Origin of the sequence: Comamonas suwonensis (assembly GCF_012844455.2) — a bacterium.
Lineage (GTDB): Bacteria > Pseudomonadota > Gammaproteobacteria > Burkholderiales > Burkholderiaceae_C > Comamonas > Comamonas suwonensis.
In genome coordinates this window covers 24,581-47,226 of the sequence record NZ_JABBCQ020000011.1, presented here as the reverse complement: position 1 = coordinate 47,226, position 22,646 = coordinate 24,581, and the positions used below count along the sequence as shown (strand labels likewise).

Here is a 22,646-nt window from a genome sequence, read left to right as displayed (position 1 = left end):
ATTGCCCCTCTTCCTGCATTGGGCCTCGCGCCTTCTGCCCTCTGACAACGCCCGGTACCGCCGGGCGCTTTGCATTTGTTGTTGCCCGTGACCGCTTTACCCCGCAGGCGTCTGGCTTTTTTTGCCAGCACCGCTGCTTTGACCGCGCTGATTTCCGCAGCTTCCGCCCATGCCCAGCAAGCGCCCAATGGCACGCTACAAATCTATGGCCGCATCAACACTTCAGTCGAAAGCTCTTGGACCGAAGGCCAAGCCGCCGTGCAGGGCCTGCGCAGCAATGAATCCTTCTGGGGTCTGCGTGGACAGGAAGATCTGGGCGGCGGCATGCAGGCCGGGTTCATTCTGGAGCACGGCTTTGAGCTGGACACTGGCGCGAACAGCGGTGGCAACTACTTCAACCGCAAGAACGAGGTGAACCTGAGCGGCAGCTTCGGCATGCTGCGCATGGGCCATATGTTCAGCGAGGCCTACTACGCCACTGCCGATGTGGTGAGCATGCATAACTTTGACACCGGCATCTCATCCGATGCACTGTATGCATGGGTCTCCAACGGAGGCAACCATGTGTCCTGGCGCCTGCCTGAATATCAGGGCCTGACCGTGGAGCTGGGCACCAGCCTGCATAAAAAGCAGGCCGAGCCTCGCAATAACGCATGGGACCTGGCAGCCAATTACGCACTGGGCGACTTGACGCTGGGCATGGGCTACAACCGCTGGGGCGCGGCCGAACAAGCCACCCTGCGCGCCACCTACACCACGGGTGCGTGGACACTAGCAGGTTTGATCCAGAACAGCCGTGGCTGGGATCAGGCTCACTACAAGGTTGATAGCAGCCAGCGAACACGCAATATGGGTCGCGTGGCTATTCAGTATGAAGACGGCCCCAGCGAGTATCACCTGAACGCAGGCTATGCCAGCGCGGTAGGCGGCGAGGCCGGTACGCAGGCCATGCAATGGACGCTGGCCTATAACTACAACGTCACTTCCCGCACCAAGCTCTACGCGCTCTACACCCGCGTCAACAACCACGAGCGCGCCAGCTATCTGACGGGCGAGGCGGGCGTGGGTGCCCGTTCTGTGGCCATGGGCATACGGCACTACTTCTAGAAAATCTGCCGCCCATCAGAAAGCGCTGTGCATAAGCGGGCAAGCCCTCATGCACCGCTTGCGCGCAGCGGGTACAAAAGTTTCTTTGACGTTTCACCCCCAAGGACTGCCATGCGCCACTTGCTCAAACCCGCTGCCCTGCTTTGCACCAGCGCCCTGTTTCTCATCAGCGGCAGCGCCATGGCGCAGGCCAGCGGCCTGTCGCGCACCATGGTGGGCAAGGCCGATGTCTCGGTGCCGGGCCGCGAGGCGGTTGTGGCCAAGGTTGAGGTAGCACCGGGTGCACGCGCCGGTCGCCACACCCACCCCGGCGATGAAATCAGCTACATCAGCGAAGGCGAAGTGGAGCTGCTTATCGACGGCCAGCCGCCCCGCACCCTCAAGGCTGGTGAATCGTTTGTGGTGCCCGCCGGCGTCGTGCATGACGCGCACAACGCCAGCAGCGGCACGGTCAAACTGATTGGCGTGTATGTGGTGGAAAAGGGTAAGCCGCTGGCCACGCCTGCGCCTTGAACGTTTAAAAAAACCTCTGCTGACCCACACAAGTGCTGTCAAAAAACCGCAGTTCATCGCTGCGGCTTTTGTCTTTGTACGATCAACGCACCATGAAGAAGCACCTCATTACTGCCCTGCTGCTGTGCGCAGCCACCAGCGCCGCTCTGGCCGAAAAGCCCACACCTGCGGCCACGCAGGAGATTGAGCATTTGATCAGCCACCTTAAAAATTCAGGCTGCGAATTTCAGCGCAATGGCAGCTGGTATGACAGCGCCAAGGCGGCAGACCACCTGCGCGGCAAATACGACTACCTGCTCAAAAAGGGCTGGGTGCTCACGTCTGAAGACTTCATCGCCCGCGCCGCCAGCGAAAGCAGCATGAGCCATAAGCCCTACCAGGTGCGCTGCGCAGGCAAGGAGGCCGAGCCCAGCGCGGCCTGGCTGAAGGCCGAACTGATGCGCTATCGCGCCAGGTAACAGCCGTTAAAACAGCTCGCCGGGCGCTCAGGTGCCGCGCTGTACCGCCGCATCGCACCAGCGCTGCGCCACCTTGGGCGACGTGCTGCACACCGCATCATGCGTGACAGTCGTGACGGCTCGCTCCAGCAGCTGAATGTCGGCTTCGTGCTGGCGGGCCACATGCGGGTCTTCAAAAAAGATAGCACGGTGGCAGCGCTTTTCCAGTACCAGGTCGGCAATCTGTGCATCGCCCCCCAGCGGGCCGCTGTTGTAGCGGTCCACCCATGGCTTGTCGGTAGGCCAGCCCTTGCTCCAGGCCATCTCGTTGAGCTTCTGGCCCGTGGTGCCCGTGCCCACGCGACGGCGGTAGCGGCTGAGCAGGTCAAAGTTGCGCTCGGCAAAGTCCATCATCGTGGGCTTCATCGCATCGTGGGCGATCAGCGCCAGCGTCTGGTTTTCATAGTCATAAAAACGGTCTGCATTGCGGTCACGCGCAAAACCGGCGTGAATGCGCTCCATCTCAATCCAGTCACGCGCGGATGCCACAGTCGACAGAAACGGCTTGCCGTGAATCACGCACTGGCGCTTCATGGCCAGCGCTTCCGGGAAGATGGAGGAAGGATCGACCGGGTCCATCAGGTAGATGGCACCATCCAGCGCGCGCTCGTCGCCTTCCATGCCCACCACTTCGGCGACCAGCTTCATCAGCCCGCCTTCGCGGCCATAGGGATAGCGCACCAGACCTTTATAGCCCTGCAGCATGCTGGCGGCCGTGATGGCATCGTAGGTTCGGCCCACGGTGTGAAAGCCGAGCTTGAGCTCACGAATCCCCGCCTCACAGGCGCGCAGCAAGGAAAACAGCGCGGCATCCTCGGTCTGGTGATGAAGTTTGTTGGCCGCAAGGCCCAGGCAGATCGACATATTGAACTAATCCTCAAACAGGCTTCAAGCGCTCACAGATGCTGCACAACCAGCTATCGATTTGTGCGTTGAAACACCCCTCAAGAATATCGCCAATTCATGTCCTGCAAATGAATCGGGCAGGTTGAGACAGCCATACTTGCGCAGCACTTGACAGCCGCCTTCTCTGCACCTCACTCAACCATGCCTTTCCTCTCACGCTTCTGGAGTCTGCGCCGCGCCATGGTTGCGCTGGGGCTGGCCATGCTTGCAGGCCTTGCCAGCTGGGGCTTGAACGAGCTGGATGCCCGACAGCGCCTGTGGATTTTTCAGCCCAGCGACCGCAGCTGGCCCGGCGCCAACACCGCAGGCATGCAGGAGCAGTGGATTGACTTTCGCAGCCGCGACGGCAGCGCCGCAAAACTGCATGCGCTGTGGATGCCATCCAGCAACACCAAGGCGCCACTGCTGCTGTTTCTGCACGGTGCGCGCTGGAATGTGACGGGTTCATCGCCCCGTATCAGGCGGCTGCACGCCATGGGTTTTTCGGTGCTGGCCGTGGACTACCGGGGTTTTGGCCAGAGCAGCAAGGCCCTGCCCTCTGAAGCATCCGCCGCCGAAGACGCCCGCGCCGCATGGCGCTGGCTGGGCCAGAAGGCGGGGGGCAAGCCGCGCTATATCTTTGGCCACTCTCTGGGCGGAGCTATAGCAATCGACCTGGCCAGCGCCGTGAATGATGAACAGGGCGTGATCGTCGAATCCACCTTCACCAGCATCCCCGATGTGCTTGACTCCATGCGCTGGGGCTGGCTGCCCGTTGGCTGGCTGATTACGCAGCGCTTTGACTCCGTGGACAAGGTGGCCCGCATTGGCTCGCCACTGCTGGTTGTGCATGGCTCGGCAGACCCGCTGATTCCCGCTCGGCTGGGCCAACAGCTGTTTGACGCGGCCCAGCAACCCAAACGCTTTTTGCTGGTGGATGGTGCCACGCACCACAACACCCAGAGCAAGGCGCTCAAGCAGTACCGCGCGGCCCTGCAGGAGCTGTTCGGCATGAAGGCTGACGCGCAATAGGCTGGTGCCACACCGTCAAAGCCAAAAACACCAACCCATAAGATGTTTCAGCTATTTAAAAACCAATTTTTATTATTTTTCTTTTTATAGAGATTTTTTCAGAATGCATGGACTGGCCCACGCGCCGCACTTTTGTGATCTACAGCCATGCATTCCCGTCGTTCTTTTCTGCAGCACTCGCTGCTTGCCGCCAGCGCCGCAAGCTTCTCTTTGAACTCCTTGGCCAAGGCGGCTGAAGCGGCTTCCGTACCCCAGGCCAGCCGAATTCTGGTGGGCTTTGGTGCTGGCGGCGGCATTGACCTGCTGGCACGCGTGCTGGCCGAAAACATCGCCACACAACTGGGCAAGAGCCACTATGTCGTGGTGGACAACAAGCCCGGTGCCAACGGGCAGATTGCAGCGCAGATTCTGCTCAATGCGCCCAGCGACGGCGGCACTTATCTGATTGCGCCGCTGATCACCCCGGTACTCTCACAGATCGTCTACAAAAAGCCTGGCTACGACCCGGCCCGCGACTTTTCCCCGGTCAGCCTGCTCGCGCATTTCCAGTTCGGTCTGGCCGTTCCGGCCAAGCACCCGGCGCGCAATATTCAGGAATATGTGGCCTGGCTCAAGGCCCACCCACAGCAAGCCAATTTCGGCAGCCCGGCCGTGGGCAGCCTGCCCCATTTCTTCGGCCTGCTGCTGGGTGAAGCCGCAGGAGTCAACATCGTACATGTGCCCTACAAGGGCGGCCCAGCCATGATGACCGACCTGATCAGCGGCCAGCTGGCGTCCGCGATTCAGACCACCAGCGAGCTCGGCCCCTTGCACAAGGAAGGCAAGGTGCGCATTCTGGGCACCTTCGGCAACCAGCGCAGCCGCGAACTGCCCAAGGTGCCGACCTTTGCCGAAGCCGGCTATCCCAAGGCCATGGGCAGCGGCTGGTACAGCCTGTGGGCGCGTAAGGGCACATCGGCCGAGGCGATTCAAACCGTCAACCACGCAGTCAACCAGGCCCTGATCGACCCCAAGCTGCAACCCAAATGGGCCGAACTTTCTCTGCAACCCGACCCGCGCACGCCGCAGGCGCTGGAGCAACTGCGTGTGGCCGAGATCGCCAAGTGGCGTCCCGTCATCACGGCCTCGGGTTTCTCCATCGAATAATCACTGCAACTGACTCATGACTGCTCCGAATATTGTTTTCATCCTGGCCGACGATCTGGGCTGGGCCGACCTTGGCGTCTATGGCGCAACCGACTTCAAGACGCCGCATCTGGACCGCCTTGCCGCCCAAGGCGTGCGCTTCAATCAGGCCTATGCCAACTCCGCCGTCTGCTCGGCCACCCGCATCGCATTGATTACCGGACGCTACCAATACCGTTTGCGTGCAGGACTTGAAGAGCCGCTGGCGCGCTATGGCGGCCAGCTGGGCCTACCGCCCGATCATCCTACGCTGCCATCGCTGCTCAAGAAGGCAGGCTACGACACCGCACTCATCGGCAAGTGGCATCTGGGCCAGCCCCCGGCCTATGGGCCGCAGCGCAGCGGCTACGACTATTTCTTTGGCAACCACCACGGAGCCATCGACTACTTCACACACAAGCCCGGTGTGGGCGAACAATTCGACCGCGATCTCTGGCAGGGCAGCGAGCCTGTGGAGCGCTCGGGCTACTACACCTATATCCTTGGCGACGAAGCCACGCGCTATGTGCAGGAGCGCAAGAACATCGCCAAGCCTTTTTTCCTCTCGCTGCATTTCACAGCACCACACTGGCCCTGGGAGGGGCCGGATGACGAGCATGTCGCTCACAGCATCAAGAACCTGTTTCACTACGACGGCGGCAGCCTGAAGAAATACGGCGAAATCGTCGAAGCGCTGGACAAGGCCGTGGGCCAGGTGCTGCAGGCGCTAGACGATAGCGGTCAGGCCGACAACACCATCGTCATCTTCACCAGCGACAACGGCGGCGAGCGCTTTTCCAAGACTTGGCCGTTCACGGGCCAGAAGACCGAGCTTCTGGAAGGCGGCATCCGCGTACCCACGCTGCTGCGCTGGAGCGCTCGCATTCAGCCCCAGGTGCAGGAACAGGTCACCGCCACTTTTGACTGGCTGCCCACACTGCTGACAGCCGCGGGAGCCCAGCAAGACCCCAACTACCCTAGCGATGGTCAGAACATCCTGCCTGTTTTGGAAGGCGATGTGCCAAGCGAAGAGCGCACTCTGTTCTGGCGCTACAAATCCCAAGCCCAGCGCGCCGTGCGACAAGGGCCGTGGAAATACCTCAAGATCAATGACAACGAGTTTCTGTTCAACGTCGAGGACGATGCCCGCGAGCGCGCCAACCTCAAAGACCATCAGCCCGAAATCTTCACGAGCCTGCGCAGGCAATGGGAAGAGTGGAATGAGCAGTTGCTGCCGATTACCGCCGAAAGCTACAGCCACGGCCTGTCGCCCGACATTCAGGCAGACCGTTATGTGCCTGCCAGCCTGAAACAGGGTTAAGCCCCGCTGCTACAGGGAAGGGCATAGGGTGCGTTATCCTTCGCAGCCTGCAAACGCCAATGGTCCGTGCCTCACGGGCCATTTGTTTTTGGCTCCCAGCCCTGTAATGATTTCTGCGCCATGACTGCTTCTCATCCCCTGCCCTGTATCGCCATCGCTGGTCCCACCGCCTCGGGCAAAACTGCTGCGGCACTGGCGCTGTCTGAACGACTGGCGCAGCGCTGGCAGAAGACGGAGATCATCAGCGTGGACTCGGCCCTGGTCTACAAAAGCATGGACATTGGCACGGCCAAACCGACAGCCGCAGAGCTGGCCGCCGTGCCGCATCATCTCATCGACATCATCGACCCGCTGCAGTCCTACAGCGCCGCAGAGTTTGTGCGCGACACGCAAACGCGGGTCGATGACATCCGCAGTCGCAACGCCATACCACTGCTAGTGGGCGGCACCATGCTGTATTTCAAGGCGCTAATGGACGGGCTGGACGACATGCCCGCTGCAGACCCCGAAGTGCGCACCATGCTGGATGCGCAAGCCGCCGAGCGGGGTTGGCCCGCCATGCATGCCAAGCTGGCTGAAGTCGACCCCGTGACCGCTGCGCGCCTGGCACCCGGCGACAGCCAGCGCATTCAGCGTGCGCTGGAGGTGTGGCATGTTTCCGGTAAACCGCTGTCGAGCTTTCACACTACCAAAAACAAAGCAGGTCCCGCAGTGCAGATGGGGCTTACAGCCCTTTTCTCCCTGGAACCCGAAGACCGTAAGTGGCTGCATCAGCGCATTGCACAGCGCTTTGATCTGATGCTGCAGCAAGGCTTTCTGGATGAGGTGCGCCAGCTGCGCACACGCGGCGATCTGCATCTGGATCTGCCATCAATGCGCTGCGTGGGCTACCGTCAGGCCTGGGAAGAACTGGACTGGCAAGAGCAACACAACCAGTCCGAAATCAACCTCCAACTGCTGCGCGAAAAAGGCATTGCTGCCACCCGCCAGCTGGCCAAGCGCCAGATCACCTGGCTGCGCTCCATGCCCCAGCGCCGTGCCATTGCCTGCGATGCAGCAGATGCCCAGCAGCAACTGCTGGATGCGGCCATGGCCGTTATTGACGCAGCGCAGCAAGCCGCTCGCTGAGCGAGGTCAACGCCCAGCCTGCGCTGGTTAAGATGCCTTCATGGCAGCCAACGCATCAAACCCGATCTCATCTCAGCCACTGCTGCAAGTTCAAGACCTGGCCAAACGCTATGGACAGGCGCAAGCCCAGAGCACTGTTTTCGAGCAAATCAGCTGTGAGGTTCAGGTCGGTGAGTTTGTCGCCATCGTCGGAAACTCTGGCGTAGGCAAGTCCACCTTCCTCAACTGCCTTGCCGGGCTGGACAGCTGGCAGCAAGGCCAGGTGCTGCATCAGGGTACAGACCTTTCCACGCTGGACGAAACAGCGCGTGCCATCTGGCGCCGCGCACATCTGGGCTTTGTGTTTCAGGCCTTTCATGTGCTGCCGCATCTCGATGTGGCGCAGAACATCGCCCTGCCGCTGATGCTGCTGGGCCGCATGAATACACAAGGTGAGCAACGCGTGCAGCAGGTGCTCAAGGCCGTGGGACTGGATGGACTGGGCCAGCGCCTGCCGCAGCAGCTCAGCGGCGGCCAGCTGCAGCGCGTGGCCATTGCCCGCGCACTGGTCCATTCGCCGCAGCTGCTACTGGCCGATGAGCCCACGGGCAACCTGGACCCCTGCACCGCCCAGCAGGTCATGGACTTGCTGCTGCAGCAAACCCGCGACAACGGCACGGCGCTCATCCTTGTCACCCATTCCGCCGATGCAGCAAAACGTGCCGATCGCGTGCTGCGGCTGACGGCCAGCGGCATGCAGACCGAGCCCGCGCTGTGATGTCACGCTCCCCCATCTTTCTGCTGCTGACCAGCTTTTCCTGGCAAGAGCTGCGCCAGCACCCCTGGCGTACGGCCACGGCGCTGCTCGCCATCATGCTGGGCGTGGCGCTGGGCTTTGCAGTACATGTCATCAACCAGTCGGCGCTTGATGAATTCTCGCGCGCCGTGCGCAGCGTCAACGGCCAGCCCGATTTGCAGTTGCACGCCATGCAAGGTGGTTTGCCGCTGGCGCTGTACCCGCAAGTCGCCAAGACCCAAGGCATTGCCACTGCCGTGCCCTGGCTGGAGACCACCGTGCTGCTGCCCACGCACAATCCCGGCGATACCAGCACCCGCAGCCGCACAAAAAGCGCGGTGCAAGGCGCGACTCAAGGCACCGCGCTGCGCGTGCTGGGCAGCGATGCGCTGAAGCTGGCCCCCGTCGCCCCCGCGCTGATGCCGCATTTTTTTGAAGGCGGCAACCGGCTCGATCTGTTTGCGCCCGATGCGGTGTTTCTCAACGCCGCCGCCTTGCAGGCTTTGCATCTCAGCCCCGCGCAAGCCATCAACGCCCCCTTGCAATGGCTGCTCAATGTCCAGCCCCAACAACTGCGTATTGCAGGCACGGTGGCGGCTACGGGCGCACCCGTTGCCATCATGGACATTGCCGCGTTGCAGCAAAAACTGCAGCGCTTTGACCGTATTGATCGCATCGACCTTTTGCTGGCCGACAGCACGGATCGCAGCCAGATCACGGCCGCTTTACACGCCCTGCCCGCATGGCAGAGCCAGGTGCTGATTCAACAACCCAGCGACGACCAGCAGCGCGTGGGCGAGATGTCGCGCGCCTACCGCGTCAATCTCACGGTGCTGGCGCTGGTGGCTTTGTTTACCGGGGCATTTCTGGTGTTCTCGGTACTGGCACTCAGCGTGGCGCAACGTGCGCCGCAGTTTGCGCTGCTGGCCGTGCTGGGTGCCACGCCGCGTCAGCGCATGGCTCTGGTGCTGCTTGAGGCCCTGGCGCTGGGCGTTCTAGGCAGTCTGGCCGGTATTGCACTCGGCAGCGCACTGGCTTGGCTGGCGCTGCAAATACTGGGCGGTGATCTGGGCGGCGGCTTTTTTGCCGGCGTGCAGCCCACGCTGCACTGGAGCCCTGTCGCTGCTCTGGTTTTTGGCCTGCTCGGCATTGCCGCCACGCTGGCTGGCGCATGGTGGCCTGCACGCGCCGCCATGGATTTACCGCCCGCTGCCACCCTCAAAGGCCTGGGCAGCACGCATGAAAAAACGCCGCACCTGTGGCCTGCGCTGCTACTTCTGTCAGCCAGCGTGGCGCTGGCCTTCATGCCCCCCATCGCCGGTATTCCGCTGGCCGCGTACATCGCGGTGGGCTTGCTGCTACTGGGCGGCATGGCGGCGCTGCCGTGGCTGCTGGGTACGGTGCTGGGAATGGTGCCCGCCAAACTGTCACGCCAGCCACTGGCCATGCTGGCGCTTGAGCGCGCACGCCGTATGCGCCACGCAACCACGGTGGCCGTGGGCGGCGTGGTGGCCAGCCTGAGTCTGGCCGTGGCGCTGACGGTAATGGTCACCAGCTTTCGCGGCAGCATGATGGAGTGGCTGGACGCCGTGCTGCCTGCGCCTCTGTATGTACGTGCCGCCGGTGGCTCAAGCCGTGTCGATGCAGCCTTGCTTCCCACCGACGCCGCACAGAGCATCAGCCAGTTGCCGGCGATAGAGCGCGCACAAGCCATGCGCAGCAGCCAGTTGCTGCTCAGCCCTGATCGCCCCGCCATCAGCCTGTTGATTCGCCCGCTAAAAGGTGATCAGGCCATGCAACTGCCATGGGTCGACGGGCCGATCGCCTCAACGCGCAGTGGCATTCCCGTACACATCAGCGAAGCCGTGGCCCAGCTATATGGCTTGAAGCCCGGCGATGAGTGGCCGCTGCTTTCAAAGGCTTTTAGCCTTCAAACCCATGACCATAAAGCGCAAGAAGCTACGTTTTACATAGCATCCATCTGGCGCGACTATGTGCGCCAGTTTGGCGCTGTGGCACTGGACTGGCAGGACTATCTGGCTCTGACGGGTGATGCCGGCAATGCCGCCCAGATCAGCGAAGTGGCCATCTGGCCCCGGCCTGATGGCGCTCTCACACCCGCCGATTTGCAAGCCGCCATAGAGCAAGCCATCACCACACCAGGCCAGCCTGCGGTGGCTCTGGAATTTGTCAGCAGTACCTCCTTGCGCGAGCGATCGCTGCGCATATTTGATCGCAGCTTTGCCGTCACCTACTGGCTACAGGCCGTAGCCATTGGCATTGGCCTGTTCGGCATTGCCGCCAGCTTCAGCGCCCAGGTGCTGGCGCGGCGCAAAGAGTTCGGACTGCTGGCCCACCTTGGCCTCACACGCCGCAATGTGCTCAGCGTGGTCGCGGCAGAAGGGCTTGCGTGGACCACGCTGGGTGCCATGGCTGGCACGCTGCTGGGCTTGGGGGTGTCGGTGATTCTGGTACACGTGGTCAACCCGCAAAGCTTTCACTGGACGATGGAGCTGCGCCTGCCCGCACTGCGCCTGCTGAGCCTTGCTGCAGCCGTGATACTCGCCGGAGTCGTCACCGCCTGGCTGGCCGGACGAAAAGCCGCCAGCGCAGATGCCGTGCTGGCCGTCAAAGAAGACTGGTAAATACCCAATCGCTATACCTGCAATCTCAGCAGCGTTTTTCATACAACGGCAAACAAGGGCAGCGCACAATCAATGCTCTGACTCAGCTCTGGGGAGTTCGTATGCAAGTCCAGTCCTATCTGTTTTTTGATGGCCGCTGCGAAGAGGCTCTGGAGTTCTATCAAGCGGCCCTCGGCGCAGAAGTCACGGCGCTGATGCGCTACAAGGACGCTCCGCCCCAGCCCGAACCAGCCGCCGAGCAAGGCTGCGGTCCTGGTCAGATGGACCCGGAAAAAATCATGCACGCCAATATGCAGATTGGCGAGACACAGATCATGGCCTCGGACGGCATGAATGGCGGCAAGCCTGACTTCAAAGGCTTTGCCCTCTCTATCACCGCCCCGAATGAAAATGAGGCTCACCGCATCTTTGCCGCCATCGGCGAAGGAGGTCAGGTACAGATGCCGTTGGGCGAGACCTTTTTTGCCCGCAGCTTTGGCATGGTGACGGATCGCTTTGGCATTAGCTGGATGGTGATTGTTCCGCTGCTTGATATTGGCTAATGCACAGCAATTCTGAAAGAGCATCGCTACACGCTGAGCGGTAACAATGGGGCATGCGCCAACTGCCCCTGATGCCATCCGAATTCGCACCTCATTTCGCACCCACCGACGCAGCCATCTCACGCCGGATGTCTCTGCATGCACTGGCTGCAGCAGGCCTGGGTTTGAGCAGTTGGATGCTTGCGCCTTCAGTCAGAGCATTGCCCATTAAATCGCTGCAATTTCCGCGTGATTTTGGCAGCCATCCAGATCTGCAAACCGAGTGGTGGTACATCACCGGGCAGTTGCAGGCAGACGGAAAGCCGTGGGGCTTTCAACTGACTTTTTTTCGCTCGCGCATTGCGGCTGCGCAAGGCCTGCAATCACCGCTGGCCGCCAAACAACTGATCTTTGCCCACGCCGCACTATGCGATGTTCAGGGCCAGAAACTGCATCACGACCAGCGCATGGCGCGCGCAGGCCTGGGGCTGGCCGATGCCAGTGAAAGCGACACCCATGTCTACATCAACGACTGGTATCTGAAGCGCCAGACTGTCCCCGGGAAAGATGCGGCGCAGGCCAGCCGCTACAGCGCCAAGCTTGCCGCCAAAGACTTCACTCTTGATCTTGAATTTGATAGCACGCAGCACTTGCTGTTACAGGGCTCCAACGGTCTTTCACGCAAAGGCCCGCAAGTAGAACAGGCCAGCTATTACTACAGCCAGCCTCAGCTCAGAGTCAACGGCTTCATCACCTTGGGCAAGCAACGCCTGCCAGTGCAAGCCAGCCCCCACAACCGCGCATGGTTAGACCATGAATGCAGCGCCGCCATCATGGATAAAGAGGCACAGGGCTGGGACTGGATTGGTATGAATCTGGATGACGGAAGCGCCCTGACGGCCTTTCATCTACGGCACCCGGACGGCTCCGCACTCTGGGCTGGCGGCTCGTTTCGCCAAGCCGGGGAAAATGCGCAAATCTTTAGTGCCAATCAAGTGCAATTTAAGCCGCTGCGCTACTGGATCAGTCCTCACAGCAAGGCGCGCTATCCGGTTGCATGGCGTGTGCAGACGCCCGCCGGACGCTTTGAAGTGTATGCACTGGTGGATGACCAAGAACTGGACAGCCGCGCCAGCACTGGCGCGATTTACTGGGAAGGTTTATGTGAGCTGCGCCGCATTGCATCCGATGGCCGTAGCAGCCCGGTGGGCCGTGGCTATCTTGAAATGACCGGCTATGTTTCAGCGATGAAGCTATAGCGTCACAACAAGCACCAGTAAGAGGATTCGTAACACGCCAAGTCAGAGACAGCAAGCAAGGGCCGTCCCGCACCGAGGCTATCGCCCCTCTCCCGCGTAGCGAGAGAAGGGGAAGCGGCCAAGCCGCTCAGGGGTTGTCTACCTTTTCTTTTCCAGAAAAGCAATTAGCTCGCCCATGATGCCCTTGCGGAACATCAGCACGCACAGCACAAAGATCAGGCCGGTGACGATGGTAACGGACTCACCCAGCGTGCCAAACCATTCAACACCCGTGGTGTGAGCGAGGAAGGTGCCGAAGTCGCCAATCTTGTTTTCCAGCGCCACGACCACAGCCGAGCCCAGCAACGGGCCGGAGAGCGTGCCCAGGCCACCCATCAGCGTCATCAAAATCACGTGACCAGAGGTGGTCCAGTGCACATCGGACAAGGTGGCAAAGCCCAATACCAGCGTCTTGAGTGAGCCCGCCAGACCGGTGAGCGCAGCAGAGATCACAAAGGCCAGCAGCTTGAAGCGGTTCACGTCATAGCCCAGCGAGATCGCGCGTGGCTCGTTTTCCTTGATGGCCTTGAGCACCTGACCAAAAGGCGAGTGAATGGTGCGCACGATGAGCAGGAAGGCGAGTGTCACCACCACCAATGCCACGTAGTACATCGTCAGATCACTGCTCAGATCAATCACGCCGAACAGCTTGCCACGTGGCACACCTTGCAGGCCGTCTTCACCGCCGGTGAACTTGGCTTGCAGCGCGACAAAAAACAGCATCTGCGCCAGCGCCAGCGTAATCATCGAGAAGTAGATGCCCTGGCGGCGAATGGCCAGCCAGCCAAAGATCAAGCCCAGCAGTCCGCCGACCACGGTGCCCAGCAGCATGCCAATTTCTGGCGTAAAGCCCCAGGCCTTGATGCTGTAGCCCGCCACATAGGCTGCGCCACCTAGGAAGGCTGCATGACCAAAGGACAGCAGACCCGTATAGCCCAGCAGCAGGTTAAAGGCAGAAGCAAACAGTGCGAAGCACATGAGCTTCATCACAAAGACGGGATAGGCACCGAGAAACGGCGCTGCAATCAGGCCCAGTAACAGCAGGCCGTAGCCCACGGGGGCAATGCGTTGAACAAGCGTCTTGGATTTCATGTCGTGCCCCTCTTATTTTTCTTTACCGAACAGGCCAGCGGGGCGAATCAGCAAAACAATGACCATGATAAAAAACACGACGGTGGACGATGCTTCAGGCCAGAACACTTTGGTCAGCCCTTCGATGACACCCAGCCCCAGCCCCGTCAGGATGGAGCCCATGATGGAGCCCATGCCGCCAATCACCACCACGGCAAATACGACGATGATGAGGTTCTGCCCCATCAGCGGCGTGACTTGGTAGACCGGCGCAGCCAACACACCAGCGAAAGCCGCCAGTGCGGCACCAAAGGCATAGGTCAGCGTGATCATGACGGGCACGTTGACGCCAAAGGCTTCAACCAGACGCGGGTTCTCGGTACCAGCACGCAGATAGGCACCGATACGCGTCTTCTCGATCACAAACCAGGTGGCCACACAGACCACAATGGAGGCCACAACCACCCACGCCCGGTAGTTGGGCAAAATCATGAAGCCCAGATTGGTCGCACCTTCCAGCAACTCGGGCGTGTCATAGCCCAGACCCGAGACGCCGTAGACGGAGCGAAACACGCCTTCGATCAGCAGCGACAGTCCCAGCGTGAGCAGCAGGCCGTAGAGGTGATCGAGCTTGTAGATCCAGCGCAGTAAAAAGCGCTCTATCAGCACACCCAGAATACCCACCAGCACGGGCGACAGAATCAGCATCACCCAGTAGTTGATGCCAAAGTAGCTCATGGCCATCCAGGTGCACATGGCGCCCAGCATGAACAGTGCGCCATGCGCAAAGTTGATGACATTGAGCAGGCCGAAAATCACGGCCAGACCCAGACTCAGAATTGCGTAGAACGAACCGTTGACCAGCCCCAGAAGGAGCTGGCTCATCAGGCCGGGCAATGAAACGCCGAAGATTTCCATGAGAGATACGCTGGTGGGTATTAGGTGTGCATCAGTCCAAGGTCGCGATTACTTCCAGAGCGCGCACTTGGTCTCGGCCTTGGTCGTCCAGACCGTGTCAGCAGGCAGCTTGGTCAGGACCTTGAGGTAGTCCCAGGGCTTGGTGGATTCGCTGGGCTTCTTGGCTTCGACCAGGTACATATCATGGGCAAACGTGCCATCCGGACGGATCACGCCCTTGCCATAAAAGTCATTGATGGGCGTGCTCTTCAGGTGGGCCATCACCTTGTCCGCATTGGTGGTCTTGACGGCTTCGACGGCCTTCAGATAGTTCATGACAGCCGAGTAGTCCGCGGCCTGCACATCGGTAGGCATACGCTTGGTCTTGGCAAAGAACTTGTTGGCGAATTTGCGCGATTCGTCATTCATGTCCCAGTACCAACTGGTGGTGTGCAGCAGACCTTCTGTGTTCTTCAGACCCAGGCTATGAATATCGGTCAGAAAGACCAGCAGGCCGGCGGTCTTCATGGTCTTGTTGATACCGAACTCTTTGGCTGCCTTGATGGCGTTGATGGTGTCGCCACCCGCATTGGCCAGGCCCAGAATATGGGCCTTGGAGCTTTGCGCCTGCAGCAGGAAGGACGAGAAGTCCGACGCATTCAGAGGGTGCCTGACCGAGCCCAACACCTTGCCACCCTTGGCTTGAATGACCTTGGTGGTATCGCTCTCCAACGCCTGACCGAAGGCGTAGTCAGCCGTCAAAAAGAACCAGTCCTTGCCACCGCGATCGACCACCGCGCCACCCGTGCCCTTGGCAAGCGCCACGGTGTCATAAGCGTAGTGCACGGTGTAGGGGTTGCACTGCTCATTGGTCAAAGCAGAAGAGCCTGCACCGCTGTTGATGTGCACGCGCTTCTTCTCATTCGCCACTTGCGAGACCGCCAGCGCTGTACCGGAGTTGGTGCCGCTGAAGACCAGCGAGATGTTCTGCGTATCAATCCACTCGCGCATCTTGGATGCAGCAATATCGGCCTTGTTCTGGTGGTCTGCGCTCATCAGCTCAATGGGCTGACCCAGCGCCTTGCCACCAAAGTCGTCAATTGCCATTTGCATGGCCAGAGCGCCGTTTTTGCCTTCCACGTCGGCATACAGGCTGGACATATCGGTCACAAAGCCGATCTTCACTTTTTCCTGGGCTTGCACCAGAGGGCTGGTCAAACCAGCAACAGCCAGCATGCACGAGAGAACGCTCAGTTTTGCTTTCATCTTGATCTCCAGGGTTAGGTCTTTGTTATGAAAAAGAAAAGAGAAATTCAGTGCGTCAAACGCCCAGCAGCTCATTAAGCACAGACATCTTTGCGTCCAGCTCATCAGCGCCAAAACGCAGCGCAACATGGCCGTGCTCGACCACATAGAATCGATCAGCCAGAGGCGCGGCAAAGCGGAAGTTCTGCTCCACCATCACCACGGTGTAGCCCTTTTCGCGCAGCGTTTTAATCATGCGGGCCAGGGTCTGAACGATGACGGGCGCCAAGCCTTCAGAAATTTCATCCAGCAGCAGCAGACGTGCGCCCGTGCGCAGAATGCGCGCCACGGCCAGCATCTGCTGCTCGCCACCCGACAGGCGCGTGCCCTGGCTATTGCGGCGCTCGTAGAGGTTGGGGAACATCTGGTAGATCTCGTCCACGCTCATACCGGGCTGGCCGGTTTTGAGCGGCGGCGGCAGCATCAGGTTTTCTTCGCAGGAGAGACTGGAAAAAATGCCGCGCTCTTCGGGACAGTAGCCCACGCCCAGATGTGCAATCTTGTGCGTAGGCCACTGAATGGTTTCCACCCCATTGATCTTGATGGAGCCCTTGCGCGATCCTGTCAGGCCCATGATGGCGCGCAGCGTGGAGGTGCGGCCCGCACCATTTCGGCCCAGCAATGTCACCACCTCGCCAGGGTTAACCACTAGGTCCATGCCATGCAGCACATGAGACTCGCCATACCAGGCATTGAGTCCCGAAATTTCCAGCGCCGGAGTACTTGTCTTATTCATTGTTCATCTGATCTCAAAACTGGCACGAACCCAAGTCAAAAACACCAAGCAAGGGCCGCCCCGCAGCGATGGTGCTGTCCCCCTCAGGGGGAAGCCGCGTGAACGGCACAGGGAGGAGCATTCAATGCGCACCTTGCAACTGCCCATCCGTGGTCCCCATATAGGCTTCCATCACCTGCGGATTTTTTGAAACTTCTTCGTAGTGCCCTTCGGCCAGCACAGCGCCGCGTTGCAGCACGGTGATGCGATCTGCAATCGTCGCAATCACTTTCATGTTGTGCTCCACCATCAAGATGGTGCGGCCAGCCGAGACTTTCTTGATGAGCTGCGTGACGCGGTCCACGTCCTCGTGGCCCATGCCCTGCGTGGGCTCATCCAGCAGCATCAACTCGGGCTCCATGGCCAGCGTGGTGGCGATCTCCAATGCACGCTTGCGGCCATAAGGCAGGTTCACGGTCAGTTCATCGGCCAGGTCCTGCAGGCCGACTTCGGTCAACAGTTCCATGGCACGGTCATTGAGCTGATTCAGCGTCTTCTCGCTGGTCCAGAACTGGTAGGCCGTACCCAGCTTGCGCTGCAGGCCAATGCGCACGTTCTCCAGCAAAGTGCTGTGCGGGAATACGGCCGATATCTGGAACGAGCGAATCACGCCGCGCCGCGCAATCTGCGCCGGGGCTTCGCGGGTAATGTCTACGCCGTTGAATTGAATGCTTCCGGAAGTAGGTTCCAGAAACTTGGTCAGCAAATTGAAGCAAGTGGTCTTGCCCGCACCGTTAGGCCCGATCAATGCATGAATGGAGCCACGCTGCACGGCCAGATCCACCTTGCTGACGGCGGTAAAGCCTTTGAACTCTTTGGTGAGTTGCTTGGTTTCGAGAATTAGGTCGCTCATGCGCTGGCCGTCAATCCTGAGTGCTGGAAAACAAAAGACAGGTGCACCTTGTAATGCACCCTCTACTTGCTTGGCATCTTGGGCTGCCCGGCGGCGCTGCCGCAGCGGGAAACTCCTAGGGGAGTGGCAGGCAGCCACTTATGCTTTCCCTAGGTACTCCAAAAATAGGTGGTCTCAAAAGGAGTAATCGCAAACTTCAAACGGCAAGAGCAAGACTCAAAGCATTCGGCAGAAAGTAGCTCGCACAGATGTCAGCGTCCACTTCAGTACTCGCAAACCTCATGATGGGCATAGCTGTCGCGCTATCAATATTCATAACAACAGCCTGTCGATCAAACGCCGACAAGCTGTGTAGGCAGCAGCAAAGTTGCCGTAAACCCTGTGCCTGAAAATTCCCACGCAGGTAACTTGGTTACTATCCCAAGCGCCGCAAATATGCTTGCTATTTGTCGCCCATGAAAACCCATGGCGACAAATGACATCAGGAGTCGCTATTCATTTCAAAGCTGCTTGCTCTTTTTATTCATAAGTTCCAGCTTGTTTTATTCATGAAATCCATTTTTAACAAGCGGTAGGCGCTATCAAAAAAATTAAATCAACAACGCTTGCATGCATTGTTGAAAAAGCATGGAATAAAACGCCCCCCTGAACTGTTTACCGCAGGTCAACCACAAGGAGAGTTCCCATGCTTCGCATCGCATCCCTGACGATTCTTTCTGCCGCCCTGCTAGCGGGCTGCGCCACCGGCACAGCCACCCCGGCAAAGTCTCCGGCGACAACCATGAACGGCATGCTGGTCGGCCCTACGCAAATGACGCTTTATGTCTTTGACAAAGACGCTGCCGGCAAAAGCATGTGCAACGGCGGCTGCGCCACCAACTGGCCGCCGCTGATGGCCCTCGCCAATGCCACCCCTATTGGCGACTGGAGCGTGGTAATGCGCGACGACGGCAGCAAACAGTGGGCTTATAAAGGCCGTCCGCTCTACCACTGGGCCAAGGACACCAAACCCGGCGACATGACCGGCGACGGCCTCCTCAACAACAGCTGGCATGTTGCCAAGCCCTGAGCCTGTTTGAGCGTATCGAGTGAACATCAACTCAGCCCTCGCCCACATTCCCCGCCTGCGCCGCTATGCCCGTGCGCTGGCGGGTGATGCAGCGCTGGCTGATGATCTGGTTCAAGATACGCTGGAGCGGGCCTGCCAGAAATGGGCGCTATGGCATCCACCCGCTGCTGCCACAGCTGAAGAAGCGCAAAAAGCCTTGCTCAGCTGGCTGCTGACGGTGATGCACAACCTCTACGCCAACCAGTGGCAGCAGGCGGCGCGGCATCGCACCGTGGAGCTCGATGACGCGCAAGACCCCAGCCACGACCCCATGCCCAAGCTGGCATTGCAGCTGGATCTGGAGCGGGCACTGGGCCTGCTCTCCCCTCAGGCGCGGGAGGTACTGTTGCTGATTGGCATGGAGCAATTCAGCTACAGCGAAGCGGCGCAAATGCTGGGCGTGCCAGTGGGTACGGTGATGTCACGTCTGTCCCGCGCACGCGAGCAACTGCGACGCCTGATGGATGGCGAGCGGCCTGCAAGTGCTGTGCTGAGGGCTGTGAAGTGAAGGAAAGTGAGATGAGCAACCAGCGACCTGATGAAACCACGCTGCACGCCTGGGTCGATGGAGAGTTGCAGCCCGAAAGTGCCGCAGCCGTTGCGCAGTGGCTAGCTGATCACCCCGATGAAGCTGCGCGTATGGCCGCCATTCAAGCCCAGACTGCGAGCCTGCAAGCTCTGCACACTCAGGTGCTGGATGAGCCAGTTCCGCCTCAACTCACCCGGGCGCTGCGTCAACCGCCAATCCAATGGCGCTGGCAGCATGCACTGGCTGCCGGTCTGATGCTGAGTCTGGGTATCAGCGCGGGGTTTGGTCTTGGCTATGGTGCAAGTCAGCAAAAAATGGCAGTCGCGCAAACCGGCCTAACAAAGCAGTTGCCGGGCTTTGTGCGCGAGGCCGCAGCGGCCCATGCGGTCTATGTGCCAGAGAAGCGCCACCCGGTAGAGGTCGTGGCGCAGCAGCAGGCGCATCTGGTGCAGTGGCTGTCCAAACGGTTAGGCGTGCCACTGAAAACACCTGTGTTGGAGGCACAAGGCTTTCAGCTCATGGGGGGAAGGTTGCTGCCAGGCGAAACAGGGCAGGCGCGAGCACAGTTCATGTATGAAGACATGGCCGGCGAGCGTCTCACGCTCTATGTCTCTGTCTTGGATCAGCAGACTACGACAGCATCGGCACCGGCCGCTTTTCAGTGGTCACGTAATGGCACAACACATGGCTTTTACTGGATTGATGGCCAGCAGGGTTACGCCCTGAGTGCCGACTTGCCGCGCGAGAGTTTGCAAGTTCTGGCCGATGCGATCTATTGCCAGCTTGATTGATTGATCTTTGCACTGTGCGAATTCGCCAGCAAAGTATCAGCAGCGCCTATTGCAAGCTGCCGCTGCCACCTTCGCCACCGACGGCTTCAGGCAAGGCCAGTGGCAAAATGCCAATACCTTCTTCCATCAGTTCAATCGCTTCTTTGGGGCTGGTCTGGCCGCGAATGGCACGTTCTTCGGTTTCACCATAGTGAATGCGACGCGCTTCTTCAGCAAACTTCTGACCTACGTCTTCGGTGTTTTCTGCCACCTTGCGCGACCACTGCATCCACGCGACCTGCATGGACTGAAGATGTGCGCGCGCCTCCGCACTGATCTCCGGCGTGACGGCCGGAACCGCAGGGGCGGATGCTGTAGCCGGTGTGGAGACTTGAGGTGTCTTGGGTGGCTGGGCACCCAGATTCAGGCGAGGGGCACTCAAGCGCTTGGTCACATCGCTGTCGCCGCACATGGGGCATTGCACCAATTGGCGTTGCAGCTGATTCTGAAAATCATCTTCCGATGCAAACCAGCCTTCAAAGACATGGCCTGCAGGGCAGTGAAGATCAAGCACTTTCATAGCTGCATTCAACCCTTGCGATGGACAAGATAGCGATACACGAAGCCGGGGAATGCCAGCGTCAGAAACAGTGTCGCAGTCACTGCATAAAACTCCCAGCCTTGTGGTGATATCTGCCCGGCACGGCGCTCAAGCAGCAGACCGAAACCGCCGACCAGCAAATAGAGAATCACCATTTCGAGCAGGCGAACCCACAAGGACTTGCGACCTGTAACGACCGGGCCGACGATGCCCAGACGCTGGTTGATAAAAGGCAAATTGGCTGCCACAAGGGCAGCCAAGATGATGAGCCAGATAGAGGCGGTAATAGACACTAAGCCATTCCTAGAAAAAGCGATGAGGGCATCAAGCCCTCATCGCATTCGTCTTATCAGGAAGCCAGGGCACGCACCACGGCGTCAGCGCACAAGGCCATCAGACCACCAGGCAAGATGCCCAGCAGCAGAACCAGCGCACCGTTGATGGTCAGCACAACGCGCACATCCAGAGGAGCGGACACGCTGGTAGCTGTGATTGGAGCATCAAAGTACATGACCTTGACGACGCGCAGGTAATAGAAAGCGCCGATCAGCGACATGATCACAGCAAACACGGCCAGACCGATGTACAGGCTGCTGCCCGAAGCAATCAGTGCTTGCAGCACGGACAGCTTGGCATAGAAGCCCACCAGTGGAGGAATACCAGCCATGGAGAACAGACAGATCGCCATCACGCCAGCGTACAGCGGGCTGCGCTGGTTCAGGCCAGCCAGATCAGCGATCTCTTCGCTTTCAAAGCCTTCGCGGGCCAGCAGCAAGATCACACCGAAGGATGCCAGAGCCGTCAGCACATAGGTCACCACGTAGAACATCGCAGAGCTATAGGCGTTTTCGACGGTCGCAGGATCAACCTTGCCATCCACCACACCCGACATCAGGCCCAGCATGACAAAGCCCATCTGGGAAATCGTCGAGTAAGCCAGCATGCGCTTGAGGCTGGTCTGCTGCAGACCGGCCAGATTACCCACCAGCAGCGAGCAAACAGCCAGAACCATCAGCATCTGTTGCCAGTCAACGGCCAGGGGCAGCAGTCCATCCACCAGCAGGCGGATAGTCATGGCAAAAGCAGCCAGCTTGGGAGCGCCACCGATCAAAGCGGTGATGGCTGTAGGTGCGCCCTGATAAACGTCAGGCACCCACATGTGGAAGGGAACCACACCCAGCTTGAAGGCCAGACCAGCAACCACGAACACCAGACCGAAGACCAGCACCTGATGCTTGATTTCACCGGAGTAAATGGCCTTGAAGACTTGGCCGATATCCAGCGAACCGGTAGCACCGTAGAGCATGGACATGCCGTACAGCAGGAAGCCCGAAGCCATGGCGCCCAGCACGAAGTACTTCATGGCCGCTTCAACAGCAGCAGTATTGTCACGGCGCAGAGCCACCAGCGCGTAGCTGGACAGGGTCAGCAGCTCCAGCCCCAGATACAGGACCAGGAAGTTGTTGCCGCTGATCATGATGAACATGCCCAGCAGCGACAGCATGGACAGGGTGAAGAATTCACCGCCGCGCAGCATGTCACGCTCGGCCGCGTAGGGACGGCCGTAGACCATGGTGATCATCATGGCAATCGTAGCAAAGCACTTGAGCCAGTTGCCCATGGCGTCAGAGACAACCATGTTGCCCCAGCCGTAGAAGGTATTGCCACTAGAGGCATACATGCCTTGCATCACCGCTACAACAAGCAGGGTGAGCATGGTCAGAACATAGGTGCCTGTGCGGCGGGCGCTTGTCACGCCCAAGTCCACCAAGGCAATGATGCAGGCCATGACCAGGAGAACAATCTCCGGGTAAATAGCCAGCCAGCTGATGTTGTCAATCATCTCGTGTC

General features: G+C 59.6%; 23 protein-coding genes. 14 read left to right on the top strand and 9 right to left on the bottom strand.

Annotated elements, in window-relative coordinates; genetic code table 11:
• Positions 1–87 precede the first annotated feature (87 nt).
• The 3 genes from HF327_RS13540 to HF327_RS13530 all read left to right on the top strand — a co-directional run bounded on the left by HF327_RS13540 (position 88) and on the right by HF327_RS13530 (position 2,078).
• Entirely contained in the window at positions 88–1,107 is a 1,020-nt protein-coding gene (locus HF327_RS13540; protein ID WP_198460666.1) for a porin, read from the top strand.
• Between the two features lie 111 nt (positions 1,108–1,218).
• On the top strand, positions 1,219–1,620 hold the full coding sequence (locus HF327_RS13535; RefSeq protein ID WP_198460665.1) for a cupin domain-containing protein: 402 nt from the start codon (positions 1,219–1,221) through the stop codon (positions 1,618–1,620).
• Between the two features lie 92 nt (positions 1,621–1,712).
• Positions 1,713–2,078 (top strand): YfeK family protein, encoded by a 366-nt coding sequence (locus tag HF327_RS13530; protein WP_198460664.1) that lies wholly within the window; start codon positions 1,713–1,715, stop codon positions 2,076–2,078.
• A 27-nt stretch (positions 2,079–2,105) separates the two neighbouring features.
• Here the strand turns inward: HF327_RS13530 and HF327_RS13525 are convergent, their stop codons facing one another.
• The gene (locus HF327_RS13525) at positions 2,106–2,981 is read right to left on the bottom strand and encodes a methylglyoxal synthase (RefSeq protein WP_198460663.1); all 876 of its coding nucleotides are present in this window, start codon (positions 2,979–2,981) and stop codon (positions 2,106–2,108) included.
• A 183-nt stretch (positions 2,982–3,164) separates the two neighbouring features.
• On the opposite strand from HF327_RS13525, the gene HF327_RS13520 reads away from it, so the two are divergent.
• From HF327_RS13520 to HF327_RS13485, 8 genes are all read left to right on the top strand, one after another.
• A complete protein-coding gene (locus tag HF327_RS13520) occupies positions 3,165–4,034 on the top strand; it encodes an alpha/beta hydrolase (protein WP_198460662.1) in 870 nt (289 codons plus the stop codon).
• A 147-nt stretch (positions 4,035–4,181) separates the two neighbouring features.
• Positions 4,182–5,180 carry a tripartite tricarboxylate transporter substrate-binding protein gene (locus HF327_RS13515; protein WP_198460661.1) on the top strand — a complete coding sequence of 333 codons (999 nt, stop codon included), beginning with the start codon at positions 4,182–4,184 and terminating at the stop codon, positions 5,178–5,180.
• 16 nt (positions 5,181–5,196) lie between these two features.
• Positions 5,197–6,519 (top strand): sulfatase family protein, encoded by a 1,323-nt coding sequence (locus HF327_RS13510; protein ID WP_198460660.1) that lies wholly within the window; start codon positions 5,197–5,199, stop codon positions 6,517–6,519.
• 120 nt (positions 6,520–6,639) lie between these two features.
• Positions 6,640–7,647: a tRNA (adenosine(37)-N6)-dimethylallyltransferase MiaA gene (miaA, locus tag HF327_RS13505; RefSeq protein WP_198460659.1), complete on the top strand. Its 1,008-nt coding sequence runs from the start codon at positions 6,640–6,642 to the stop codon at positions 7,645–7,647.
• Positions 7,648–7,687: 40 nt separating this feature from the next.
• A complete protein-coding gene (locus HF327_RS13500; protein WP_198460658.1) occupies positions 7,688–8,404 on the top strand; it encodes an ABC transporter ATP-binding protein in 717 nt (238 codons plus the stop codon).
• Positions 8,404–11,067 (top strand): FtsX-like permease family protein, encoded by a 2,664-nt coding sequence (locus HF327_RS13495; protein WP_198460657.1) that lies wholly within the window; start codon positions 8,404–8,406, stop codon positions 11,065–11,067. Before HF327_RS13500 ends, HF327_RS13495 begins: the two co-directional genes overlap by 1 nt.
• Before the next feature lie 101 nt (positions 11,068–11,168).
• Positions 11,169–11,609, top strand: a complete 441-nt coding sequence (locus tag HF327_RS13490; RefSeq protein WP_198460656.1) for a VOC family protein — start codon at positions 11,169–11,171, stop codon at positions 11,607–11,609.
• 128 nt (positions 11,610–11,737) lie between these two features.
• Entirely contained in the window at positions 11,738–12,847 is a 1,110-nt protein-coding gene (locus tag HF327_RS13485) for a lipocalin-like domain-containing protein (protein WP_236024194.1), read from the top strand.
• A gap of 138 nt (positions 12,848–12,985) precedes the next feature.
• Here HF327_RS13485 and HF327_RS13480 read toward each other — a convergent pair whose 3' ends face one another.
• The 5 genes from HF327_RS13480 to HF327_RS13460 form a co-directional block, all read right to left on the bottom strand.
• Positions 12,986–13,978 (bottom strand): branched-chain amino acid ABC transporter permease, encoded by a 993-nt coding sequence (locus HF327_RS13480; protein WP_198460655.1) that lies wholly within the window; start codon positions 13,976–13,978, stop codon positions 12,986–12,988.
• Between the two features lie 12 nt (positions 13,979–13,990).
• Entirely contained in the window at positions 13,991–14,875 is an 885-nt protein-coding gene (locus tag HF327_RS13475; protein WP_198460654.1) for a branched-chain amino acid ABC transporter permease, read from the bottom strand.
• Positions 14,876–14,923: 48 nt separating this feature from the next.
• Entirely contained in the window at positions 14,924–16,120 is a 1,197-nt protein-coding gene (locus HF327_RS13470) for an ABC transporter substrate-binding protein (protein WP_198460653.1), read from the bottom strand.
• A gap of 55 nt (positions 16,121–16,175) precedes the next feature.
• Positions 16,176–16,895 (bottom strand): ABC transporter ATP-binding protein, encoded by a 720-nt coding sequence (locus HF327_RS13465; protein WP_099738143.1) that lies wholly within the window; start codon positions 16,893–16,895, stop codon positions 16,176–16,178.
• Positions 16,896–17,016: 121 nt separating this feature from the next.
• On the bottom strand, positions 17,017–17,787 hold the full coding sequence (locus tag HF327_RS13460; protein WP_198460652.1) for an ABC transporter ATP-binding protein: 771 nt from the start codon (positions 17,785–17,787) through the stop codon (positions 17,017–17,019).
• Between the two features lie 685 nt (positions 17,788–18,472).
• On the opposite strand from HF327_RS13460, the gene HF327_RS13455 reads away from it, so the two are divergent.
• Genes HF327_RS13455 through HF327_RS13445 form a run of 3 tightly spaced genes read left to right on the top strand, consistent with a single transcriptional unit; the run spans position 18,473 to position 20,215 of the window.
• Complete coding sequence (locus HF327_RS13455; protein WP_198460651.1) at positions 18,473–18,856, top strand: COG4315 family predicted lipoprotein; 384 nt, start codon at positions 18,473–18,475, stop codon at positions 18,854–18,856.
• A 19-nt stretch (positions 18,857–18,875) separates the two neighbouring features.
• On the top strand, positions 18,876–19,403 hold the full coding sequence (locus tag HF327_RS13450) for an RNA polymerase sigma factor (RefSeq protein WP_198460650.1): 528 nt from the start codon (positions 18,876–18,878) through the stop codon (positions 19,401–19,403).
• Positions 19,404–19,414: 11 nt separating this feature from the next.
• On the top strand, positions 19,415–20,215 hold the full coding sequence (locus HF327_RS13445; protein WP_198460649.1) for an anti-sigma factor family protein: 801 nt from the start codon (positions 19,415–19,417) through the stop codon (positions 20,213–20,215).
• A 46-nt stretch (positions 20,216–20,261) separates the two neighbouring features.
• Here HF327_RS13445 and HF327_RS13440 read toward each other — a convergent pair whose 3' ends face one another.
• From HF327_RS13440 to nuoN, 3 genes are read right to left on the bottom strand one after another with little or no spacing between them, the layout of a single operon-like run.
• Entirely contained in the window at positions 20,262–20,774 is a 513-nt protein-coding gene (locus HF327_RS13440; RefSeq protein ID WP_198460648.1) for a DUF1178 family protein, read from the bottom strand.
• A gap of 8 nt (positions 20,775–20,782) precedes the next feature.
• Positions 20,783–21,088 (bottom strand): DUF2818 family protein, encoded by a 306-nt coding sequence (locus HF327_RS13435; protein WP_198460647.1) that lies wholly within the window; start codon positions 21,086–21,088, stop codon positions 20,783–20,785.
• Positions 21,089–21,144: 56 nt separating this feature from the next.
• Positions 21,145–22,638, bottom strand: a complete 1,494-nt coding sequence (nuoN, locus tag HF327_RS13430; protein WP_198460646.1) for an NADH-quinone oxidoreductase subunit NuoN — start codon at positions 22,636–22,638, stop codon at positions 21,145–21,147.
• Positions 22,639–22,646: the final 8 nt, after the last annotated feature.